This is a genomic window from Pyrobaculum sp., from assembly GCF_049971835.1.
Lineage (GTDB): Archaea > Thermoproteota > Thermoprotei > Thermoproteales > Thermoproteaceae > Pyrobaculum.
This window is the reverse complement of the sequence record NZ_JBMFKV010000081.1, coordinates 1-9,021: the sequence shown is the minus strand read 5'-3', so window position 1 is coordinate 9,021 and position 9,021 is coordinate 1. Positions and strand designations below refer to the sequence as shown.

The following is a 9,021-nucleotide window of genomic DNA, read 5'->3' as shown; positions in this document are numbered from 1 at the left end:
GGTTTCGGCCGTGGCGGCGGCGGTGGTCGTCGTCGGGGTAGCCCTCGCCGTTGCGCTGTTGCTAAGGCCGGCTGTGGCGGAGCCCTTCTCCGCCCTAGGCTTGCTGGGTCCTGAGGGGAGGATCGGGGGGTACCCCACCAACGTCTCGGCGGGGGTCCCCATAAGGCTGTTTATTTATGTACATAACCACGAGGGTGTGCCTAGGTGGTATGTGGTGTATATTAAGGTGGCGGGGCCGGGTGGTGAGCCGCCTCTGCCGTCGCCCCCCGTGTTGAAGATGGAGAGGCTTCTGCTTCACAACGAGACGTGGGTGCAGCCTTTTTCTGTGTCTTTCAACTCAACGGGGAGGCAGAGGCTGGTGGCGGAGCTCTGGGCTGTGTATCCCAACGGGACGCTTTCATACACAGGGAGGTTTGTACAGCTGTGGATTGATGTTAGATAGCGAGGCAGGCCGCGCCGGGTTTGCAGAGGGGTTTTACAAAAGCCGCCTCGCCTATCACCATATCGGCCGGCGGCGGGTCTGCCTTTGGCAGGGCATTTGCGTAGTCCAGCGCCGCCGCGGCCTCAACGTGGAGAACTTCGGCGAGCGACACAAGCCTCTCTACAGCTTCTCTATACGTCCTCCGCTCAGCCGCGATTTTCTCGCCGCCTCGTCGGGTCACTGCATATATCTCAACGCGATCTGACCGGGCCAGGGCTGTTGCCGTTGCAGAGGCCGTAGCCTCCAGCAACCTGTCAAGAGCCTTGGGGGACGTGGCGTATAGCAGTACAGCAATTTTCAAACCGCCCGCGGCGCGCCCCTCCAAAAGCTTAACAACAGGCTTCTGTATCTTCGCCATCTTCTTCCAGTGCAGACGCCTAAGGGAGTCCCCCGGCACGTATTCCCTAGCCCCCGCCACCTCCTCCACAGCCCCGGCGATTATCTTCTCGCCGAGCTCCACCGCGCGTCGGTACCTAGGCGCCACGTATATCGGGGGGTGCCTCACCGCTTTCCTAAACCGGACGGTCCGCGTGGGGTTTGCATACACCACCTGAACCTCCGGCGTGTAGAGCCCCGCGGCGTCGAATTTCGTCTTAACCTCCACCTCGACCTCGCCATCCAGCGCCTCCACCTCCCTCCCGTCGGGGAGGCGGACAACCGCAGGCGCGCCGGTGGCAATCTTCAGCCTATATAAAAGAGGAGCCCCGGCCACCGCCTCGATTTTGGGGGGCCCCTCTACCCTCGGCTGCGTCTTGGCGTATTTGGCAAGGTACCACGCCGCCTCGGCGAGGGTGTAGACAAGGGCTGGGAGGAGTTGCGGCTTGAATAAGGCGGCGGCCGTGAAAATAACGGCGTGGCCCCTCCAGCTCATGTAGTTATCCACAGCCTTAGCCCAGTGGAGCAGTGGTATCAGAGCAACCGCCAGGGCAAACGCCTGGGGGGGAGGCAATAGGGATGCCACTGCGTAGTGAAGCAGCACAGCCGGGGTGTGGAATCTCCGCAACAAGGTGTTTTCCAAAGCCAGCAACAGAACCGCGGCCGCGGCAGCTGGGAACTCTGGCCAGGCGATGGCTAGATAGGCGAGGGGGGCCGCCCGCCTAGCCGCCTCATATACGGGTTGGAGGCTCCACCTCCCGGAGGGCATCCTCCACAATCCTTACCGGCTCGACGTCGGAGTACTCGGGCTTTGTAATAATTCTGTGGGCCAGCGCGGGGACCGCGGCTTTCTTTACGTCGTCTGGTATTACATAGTCTCTGCCGTCTAGCACCGCGATAGCTCTGGCGAGGCGGTACAGGGCAATGGGAGCCCTGGTGGAAAGGGGCACCGCCACACGCCCGTCCCTCCTCACCGCATCCACTAGTTTAATTATGTAGTCAAGTACGTCGTCGGCTACGTATACCTTCCCCATGTCGAATGTCAGGGGGGTTGTCGCCTGGGGCTTCCCGTCTAGCTGGTCTAAGTAGTCGGCCATTTTCACAACCTCCTTCTCCCTAGCAGGGTCGACGTAATTTACGTGTAGAGACGCAGTGAATCTATCAAGCAACGCCAGGGGTAGGGGGGCAGTGGCGCCGGTGGCTATCTCCGTCACGTTCATGGTGGCAACCACCATGTGGGGGGTGGGGAGCCTCAGCGTCGCCCCCTCAATAGTGACGGTCCGCTCCTGCATCGGCTCTATGAGGGCTGAGAGCGTCCTAGGGGGTCCCCTATTTATCTCGTCTATTAGCACCACGTTGTTGAAAATAGGCCCCTTTACAATTCTTATCTCGCCCTGGACATAGACCCCGTATCCAAGGATGTCCGAGGGCAACGTCTCGTTAGTCATCTGCACCCGTGCAAAAGAGCCCCCCACTGCCCTCGCCAGGGCCTTAGCGAGAGTCGTCTTGCCGCCCCCAACGGGGCCGAGGAGGAGTAGATGGCCGCCGGCCATTAGAGTAGCCACCGCTATCTCAATTATGGATGTGTTGCCGAGGAAGTATCTACTCACCACCTTTACTAGCTCTCGCGGCGACGAGGCCACGTCCGCCACGTTTTCAACAAATATAAACTTATTGCTGTAATAAGCATGGGCGCCAGCCATTCCCCAATTGCCCGCGCGGCTACGTGGAATGTATGGGATAGGTCGCCGCCAGCCACCACTACCTTCACGGGTCTGCGGCACACCTCTTGTATAAATTTGAGATTGCGGTCAATCGCTCTGTTTGTGAAGAGACTGGCGTGGTAAATGTAGATAGTTCTGTTGCCCACAGCCACGGCGAGGCCAAGCGCGTATGGTCCTCTAGACGTGTCGGCAAAACTCGTGGGGCTTGTGGAGACAACCACCCGCCCGGGGCCCCTCAGGGGAGTGGCGTTTGGCGCGATTACAGCATATCGCCCAGCTCTCGCCAGAGGGATGTAGGGATCGCCGGCGTTGATCAGCGGATCCACTATTTTGGAGGTGCTGGCGGTCACGTTGAGCCCAGGCACCGAGGCTCCCGGCGCAATTATAAAAACATCGGCGTCGTCCTCCACGCGGCACATCTCCACAGCTTTAGACAGCCCGTCTGGCCCTGTGTTGTAGGGGCTAAACGGCGTCGTAGAGGGGGTTAGGTATAGCAGTAGCAGTACGAGGGCGGCCGTAGCTATAGCCGCTCTGTACATACCCACGCTTCCCTAATCTCAACCGCGCTGGGGGAGTAGGGCGAATACGCCGCCTTCTCCGCTATATACACGACGCGCCAGAGGCAGACAGGATCTTTGGCATACGGCTCCACACTACTGGCGTATTCCCTATAGGTCATTTTTCTACTGTACCAAAGCCCCGACCTCTCGCCGAGTTTGTAAAAAGCCCGGGCTAAGACGGCCAGCGCCTCCTCCTCCACCACGCTGTGAGGCCTCCTCGGAGCCGCCTCCACCACCTCTCTAACCAGGTCAGTGATCCTCTTCAACCGGCCCTGGGCAAGCTTCGCCGCCAGCAACACGGCGGCGATCACTGCGGATATCTGCAACGGGTTAATCACAAACACATAGGCGGAGGCTGTGGCGGAGGCGTACGGCGGCGACGGCGTCGACACGGCCCTTATGACAGCCCACCCCGTTGGTGTGTCTAGAGGTATCGGGCCTTCCAGCGGTCTGTCGCCGAGATACACCGAGATATTCACCGCAGGCACCACCTTAACAGCAAACTGCGGGAGAAATCCAGCCAGCCCCACCCCAGCCGCCGACAGAGAAATAATGGGTCTTTCTGCTGTAATGTTTACAGTCCGTGTAGCGCTCGCCGGCCCCAGCCTGCCCATACCCGGCACGTATACAGTTAGTTTGTAGGTCCCCGGCGTGAGGTTGCCGGTTGGGATTCTGACAGAGGTTGATCCCTGTGCCTTAATGCTTAGTACAATGCTTTTAGTGGCGTTGCTCACGATGATGTTTATCCTCCTTTCAGCTGGCGGATCAAGCGTAATGTTCAGAGCCAGCGGCGCTCCCCAGAGCACCTGGCTTGGCGCCGAGATAGCGATGGTTGTGGCGTGGTACAATACGGAGAGGTGCGCCGACGCCATGGACGGCATGTAGGGAGACCCGGGGAGTGGGAGGTACACCGCCGTGACGTTCACACGAGGCCTATATACGGAGATCGCCACAGTTGCGTTGTAGCGGCCTCTGCTGTCCGTAACCGTCACAGCCGCGGGGACGCCGTCTATCAACACGGCGACGGTCTGCCCAGCCAGCGGCTTCCCACGTGACGTGAGCACGCCCGTAACCAATACGCGGTCGCCAGCCCAGATAGATGAGGCGTTTATCGATATCGTTATCGCGGTGGGCTGAGGCTTCGGAGGAGCCCTCAACGTGAGATTTATGCCGAGTTCAGACATAAAGCGCACCGCCTCCTCCAAAAGAGCTGGGTCTGACTTCACAAGCTCCGCCAGCTTCTCTATGTCTACGGGTGCAACTAATTTAGGCGGCGATGGCTTGTAGATTGACAAGGCTGTGAGCAGAACCGCCACTGCGGCCGCCGCGGCCAGCCTCCACCTCATAGCTTCAGAATAGAGAGAATCCTCAACGCGGCGAAGTAGGCAAAGGCGGCTAACAAGACGGCGCCGATAGCTGTATGCAACAGCCCCAGCGGCCTTGGGAGCGGTCTGAGGAAGGGCGCCACCGCCCAGTATATGAGGGCGTATATAGACACCACCACGTCCACAGTAGATACGCCGAGGTGTATGAAGAAGGCGGAGGCCAACCCGGCGAGCGTCACCATTGCGATATAGGGAAGCCTCATCTCAACACAACCACAAGCCTCCTCCCTACCCGCCTCTCCTCCACAACCTCCACGGGACGGCCGAGCACCTCGGCGGCGACGGCGGCGGTCACCGACGCCACCACTCCCCCAAGCGCGCTTCTCACCACAAGCCTCTCGTAGAGCTCCGGCGCAGAAACGCCGGAGTACTCCACCACATACTTCCCGCCGCGCTCCGCCACCGATACGGAGCGGGCGAGGCCGAGGGCGTTCACTACACACGTCCTCAACGCCTCGCCCAGGTCCCCTGGGAGTTCTCCGCACAGCTCAAGCGCCTTGCCGCCGGGCGTCGCCAGCACAAGCGCGGGGCCGCCTGGGGTCTTGAAGGTCAAGGCACCCCTAGGCACCTCTAGAGGAGGTCCCTGGGCCACCACCGCAACCGGCCTGCCCGCGACGGCGGACGGCACGTAGTACGCCTTCGGGGGGAGGCCCATGGCTTGTATAAGAGCGGCTGTGTTCTCCCACCCAGCCTCCGCCAGCTTCGCCACCACCCTCTCCCTAGCCGCGGGCTCCCAAGACGCCAAGACGCCGACTGTCAACGCGGCGAGGCCCAGAGCCACCAGCGGCGTGAGGTTGGGCTGGAGTAGGCCGAGGAGCGTGGCGGCGGCTCCTATCAAGGCGAGGGAGGGCCCTACCTCGTCCCGCATACAGCCCCCAAAGCCTCAAACCTGTAGCGCCTATACGTGGCGTAGATGGCGAGTGCCAGAGTCATGACGGCGAGGCTGGCCGTCACCGGCGCCAGCCGAATGCCGAAGGGGGTGTAGTTGAGTAGAAGCCCCACCAGCGGGACAACCGCGAGGCTTAAGCCAATGGAGAGGGCCAGACGCTCAAGCGGAGACAGCTCGTCCCCCCGGGGGTACAGAGCCTCCACCAGCACGTACCCCGGCAGAAACAGCACGAAGAAGGCGCCTAAGACGTACCGCAGGTAGACCAGCGGCGGGCTCTGAGCTAGAAACACCAGCGCCACCACGGCGGCTGTGATCGCCGTTATTAGCCAAAGCCACGCCCCCCCGGGCCCAAGGATGTATGCAAGGAAGTTGTCGGCCCCCGACTCCACCGCCAGCCTCCCGGCCTTCACCTGCAACATGAGCTCATAAGCCGCCTCGTATCTAGACTTGCCAGTCCTCTTGGCCACCTCCTCCACAGCCTCCTCCACAGTGGAGCATTGCTTAACCAGCTGTAAAACGTCCACAACGGCGCAAGACATATTAAATATAAAACTTGCCTCTCCGTGGCTGTATATAGAGCGGGGATGTGGCTATACGCCTCTAACCTCGTCGCGCAACTTGGGGGCTACCTCTTCTGGTTCGCCGCCGCCGCCACAGTCAAGGCGGACGTCTTGGGGGATGTGGCGTACTTGGTGGCCTCCGCCTCTATACTAGCCTTCGCACTCGGGCTGGGCGTGCCCACGGCGCTCACCAGGCTGTACCCAGCCACCCGCGACCCCACCTACATATCAGGCGCGCTTGCGTTAACCCTGATAGGCGCCGCCGCGGCGGCGTCAACGGCCTTGTGGAGGCCCTCACTAGCGCTTCTGACCATAGTAGGGATGTTATCCACCTACTACGGAGCCTACTTCCAGGCGAGGCTGGACACCTTCCCCATATTCATCGCCGCGCTGACGGGACAGACGGCGAGGGTAGCCCTCGCCCCACTCCTCGCCCACTACGGCCCAGACGTCCTTGCGGCCACCTACGCCATACCCGGCGCCATACTGACGGCGCTGGGCATAGCGGCCAGCCGGGCCACCCCCTCGCTAACCAAGATGAGGGAGCTCGTCAAGGCCGGCGCCGCCGCCTGGCTCCCCGGCGTCGTGGCTACACTAGGCACAAATCTCGGCGTCGTGGCCGCCTACAACCTCGCCGATCCCGCCACAGCCGGGTATGTATACATCGCCCAGGTACTGGCAAACGCGGCCGTGGGGCCAGCCACAATAATCACAGGGGTGTTGCTACCCTACCTCTCCTCGACAGATAGGAAAGAGGCAGGAGCCGAGAAGGCGGCGAGGCTCTCTCTAGTCATCTCCCTTCCGCTAGCCGCCGTTTTGATATTCGGCGGGCGCCACTTCCTAGCTCTCCTGGGTATACATTACGTCCAGGCCTACCCAGCCCTCGTCATCTACACAGTGGCAAACATCCTATCACTCCCCGCAAGCGTTTTGAGTAGCTTAACCTACGCCCAAGGGGCCTACGGGACGTTTCTAGCGGGTGGGCTCGCATCCAACGCCGCCAGGATAATCCTGTACCTGCTATACGGCGCATCAGCCGAAGGCGTGGCGGCCTCCTTCCTCGCCGGCGCCGCCGTGGCTCTTGCTTACTACGCCGCGGTGCAGAGAAGAGTCGCCGCATCCATATCACATATCTCTCCAAAAATTGCCGTAACAGCGGTGCCAGCCGCCATGGCGGCGCTGGGCATAGCCCCCGCAGCCGCCGGAGCCGCCCTGGGTTACGCCGCGGCGCTTAAGCTACGCATCGTCAACCGGGCCGAGGTGGCGGAAGTGGCTAGACAAGTACTGCCAGACCCCATCTACGCGAAGGCGGCCCCCCTAGCCTCTAAACTACTAGATATACTAGATTAAAACCCAGATATTTACAACCATGGTGAGAGTGGCGGTGACCGGAGGCGCCGGCTTCATCGGCAGCCACATAGCCGTCCATCTAGCGAGGCTTGGCTACAGAGTGGTGGCTGTGGATAGCTTGGAGAGGGCCACCGGCTTCGAGAGGCTGGAGGAGGCGGGGGTGCCGCTGGTTAGGGCAGACCTCAGACACGACGACCTCCCAGACGCCGACGTGGTTGTACACGCCGCCGCGTATATAGACGTCGCGGAAAGCTGGGAGAGGCCGTACGAATATATGTGGAACAACGCCGCCGTCACCGCCAAGGTCGCCAAGCGGGCCGCGGAGAGGGGCGCCCACCTAATCTACATCTCGTCGGCCGCGGTCTACGGCGAGCCCGAGTACCTCCCCATCGACGAGAGGCACCCAACAAAGCCCAAATCACCCTACGGACTATCCAAGCTAGTCGGCGAGCAGATAGCAGAGATGTTAACTAAAAAACTCACAGTCGCCAGGCTTTTCAACGTCTACGGCCCAGGTCAGTCAGGCCCCTACTCTGGTGTCATTACGAAATTTATACAAAGGGCCAAGCAGGGAAAGCCCCCCGTCATATTCGGCGATGGTGAACAGACCAGGGACTTCATTCACGTCGAAGACGTAGCCCGCTTCGTAGCAGTAACCGTGGAAAAAGGCGCTACAGGTGTCTACAACGTAGGCACTGGCATTGCAGTTTCAATTCGAAAACTGGCAGACATTGTAATGAAGATATTTAAAATAGAGGGAACGGTGAGATACGCACCGCCAAGACCCGGTGACATAAAGCACAGCGTAGCGGAGATATCGCGAGCATTTTCATTAGGTTGGAAACCACAAATAGCACTGGAGGATGGACTTAGGAAATTAATCGACATATAACATTAGCAAAACTTCTATATTAATGACTATATTACAGATGATTTATTAAAAATTCATATTTGACTCTACGCAACATACGCCGCTTTATCTGCACCTTAACAGCCCAAGATTCTCCCTCTGGAATATGACACTGCAATTAAAATCTAGATTCCAAAGCCTCCTTGCCTGCTCGGCAAGAGACTCATGGTACCACTGGCCGCGGTTAGGCAACTGTAGCAGTATGTAATCAACCCCCGCCAGCACCCTCCCAGCCGCCAACTCATGGTAGAGCTTGGGGCCGTACCTAAGCTCCGGGTCGTTGGGATCCATGGCGGCGTAGACATCAGGCGTAGCGACCCTAAGAACCGTCACGTTACGCGAGGGGTCTTGCAGAAACGGCATAGCCCACGAGCTGACCTGCGCCACCACCAAAACCACGCTGTTCGGCCTCACGAGCTCCCTAGCCTCTAGATACGCCGAAAGAGTAACTTGATCCACCCGGTGCAGTATAGATATGTCCCCCAGCTTAACCACCCCATACAAGACGTATATCAAGGCCAGAGCCATCAAGCCCACCCTCACCAGGTTGCGGGAGAGGTGGGGCAGATGCACAACACTAAGCGCAAGCACAAGAGGATTAACCCTAGAGAGGTGCATCCCCAAGTCGGGATTAACAAAACCAAAAGCCGTCATAGCCGCCGCCAGATGGTAAAGCCACGAATCCGAAACCCCAAGCCCCCTTGTCCTCAATACGTGGAGAAATACGGCAACCCCCAAGACGAGATACAGCGGCAGATAGCCGTAGTCCATCACAACCCCAAACGCC

The 9,021-nt window shown here is 59.9% G+C and carries 11 protein-coding genes; 3 read left to right on the top strand and 8 right to left on the bottom strand.

The window, feature by feature from the left end:
- Positions 1-442 (top strand): DUF1616 domain-containing protein (locus ACP5J3_RS08110; protein ID WP_428495227.1); only part of this gene is annotated, 442 nt, incomplete at its 5' end.
- Here the strand turns inward: ACP5J3_RS08110 and ACP5J3_RS08105 are convergent.
- From ACP5J3_RS08105 to ACP5J3_RS08075, 7 genes are read right to left on the bottom strand one after another with little or no spacing between them, the layout of a single operon-like run.
- Positions 435-1,625, bottom strand: a complete 1,191-nt coding sequence (locus ACP5J3_RS08105; protein WP_428495226.1) for a DUF58 domain-containing protein — start codon at positions 1,623-1,625, stop codon at positions 435-437. The two genes, ACP5J3_RS08110 and ACP5J3_RS08105, sit on opposite strands and share 8 nt — an antisense overlap.
- The gene (locus tag ACP5J3_RS08100) at positions 1,588-2,499 is read right to left on the bottom strand and encodes an AAA family ATPase (RefSeq protein ID WP_428495225.1); all 912 of its coding nucleotides are present in this window, start codon (positions 2,497-2,499) and stop codon (positions 1,588-1,590) included. Before ACP5J3_RS08100 ends, ACP5J3_RS08105 begins: the two co-directional genes overlap by 38 nt.
- Entirely contained in the window at positions 2,475-3,119 is a 645-nt protein-coding gene (locus ACP5J3_RS08095) for a hypothetical protein (protein ID WP_428495224.1), read from the bottom strand. The genes ACP5J3_RS08100 and ACP5J3_RS08095 overlap by 25 nt, the downstream gene beginning before the upstream one ends.
- Positions 3,101-4,486 carry a hypothetical protein gene (locus tag ACP5J3_RS08090; protein ID WP_428495223.1) on the bottom strand — a complete coding sequence of 462 codons (1,386 nt, stop codon included), beginning with the start codon at positions 4,484-4,486 and terminating at the stop codon, positions 3,101-3,103. The genes ACP5J3_RS08095 and ACP5J3_RS08090 overlap by 19 nt, the downstream gene beginning before the upstream one ends.
- Positions 4,483-4,728: a hypothetical protein gene (locus ACP5J3_RS08085; protein WP_428495222.1), complete on the bottom strand. Its 246-nt coding sequence runs from the start codon at positions 4,726-4,728 to the stop codon at positions 4,483-4,485. Before ACP5J3_RS08085 ends, ACP5J3_RS08090 begins: the two co-directional genes overlap by 4 nt.
- Positions 4,725-5,393 (bottom strand): hypothetical protein, encoded by a 669-nt coding sequence (locus ACP5J3_RS08080; protein ID WP_428495221.1) that lies wholly within the window; start codon positions 5,391-5,393, stop codon positions 4,725-4,727. The genes ACP5J3_RS08085 and ACP5J3_RS08080 overlap by 4 nt, the downstream gene beginning before the upstream one ends.
- Positions 5,378-5,953 (bottom strand): DUF1616 domain-containing protein, encoded by a 576-nt coding sequence (locus ACP5J3_RS08075; RefSeq protein ID WP_428495220.1) that lies wholly within the window; start codon positions 5,951-5,953, stop codon positions 5,378-5,380. Before ACP5J3_RS08075 ends, ACP5J3_RS08080 begins: the two co-directional genes overlap by 16 nt.
- A gap of 24 nt (positions 5,954-5,977) precedes the next feature.
- Between ACP5J3_RS08075 and ACP5J3_RS08070 the strand changes: the two genes are divergently transcribed.
- Positions 5,978-7,324 carry a lipopolysaccharide biosynthesis protein gene (locus ACP5J3_RS08070; RefSeq protein WP_428495219.1) on the top strand — a complete coding sequence of 449 codons (1,347 nt, stop codon included), beginning with the start codon at positions 5,978-5,980 and terminating at the stop codon, positions 7,322-7,324.
- A 19-nt stretch (positions 7,325-7,343) separates the two neighbouring features.
- Positions 7,344-8,216, top strand: a complete 873-nt coding sequence (locus tag ACP5J3_RS08065) for an NAD-dependent epimerase/dehydratase family protein (RefSeq protein WP_428495218.1) — start codon at positions 7,344-7,346, stop codon at positions 8,214-8,216.
- A gap of 84 nt (positions 8,217-8,300) precedes the next feature.
- Here ACP5J3_RS08065 and ACP5J3_RS08060 read toward each other — a convergent pair.
- On the bottom strand, positions 8,301-9,021 hold a 721-nt coding region (locus ACP5J3_RS08060; protein ID WP_428495217.1), incomplete at its 5' end, for a hypothetical protein.

Bases quoted from the DNA above. Each gene is read 5' to 3' on its own strand.
- ACP5J3_RS08085 (WP_428495222.1), bottom strand. From the start codon at position 4,728: ATGAGGCTTCCCTATATCGCAATGGTGACGCTCGCCGGGTTGGCCTCC.
- ACP5J3_RS08080 (WP_428495221.1), bottom strand. From the start codon at position 5,393: ATGCGGGACGAGGTAGGGCCCTCCCTCGCCTTGATAGGAGCCGCCGCC.
- ACP5J3_RS08075 (WP_428495220.1), bottom strand. From the start codon at position 5,953: ATGTCTTGCGCCGTTGTGGACGTTTTACAGCTGGTTAAGCAATGCTCC.
- ACP5J3_RS08105 (WP_428495226.1), bottom strand. From the start codon at position 1,625: ATGCCCTCCGGGAGGTGGAGCCTCCAACCCGTATATGAGGCGGCTAGG.
- ACP5J3_RS08065 (WP_428495218.1), top strand. From the start codon at position 7,344: ATGGTGAGAGTGGCGGTGACCGGAGGCGCCGGCTTCATCGGCAGCCAC.
- ACP5J3_RS08090 (WP_428495223.1), bottom strand. From the start codon at position 4,486: ATGAGGTGGAGGCTGGCCGCGGCGGCCGCAGTGGCGGTTCTGCTCACA.
- ACP5J3_RS08095 (WP_428495224.1), bottom strand. From the start codon at position 3,119: ATGTACAGAGCGGCTATAGCTACGGCCGCCCTCGTACTGCTACTGCTA.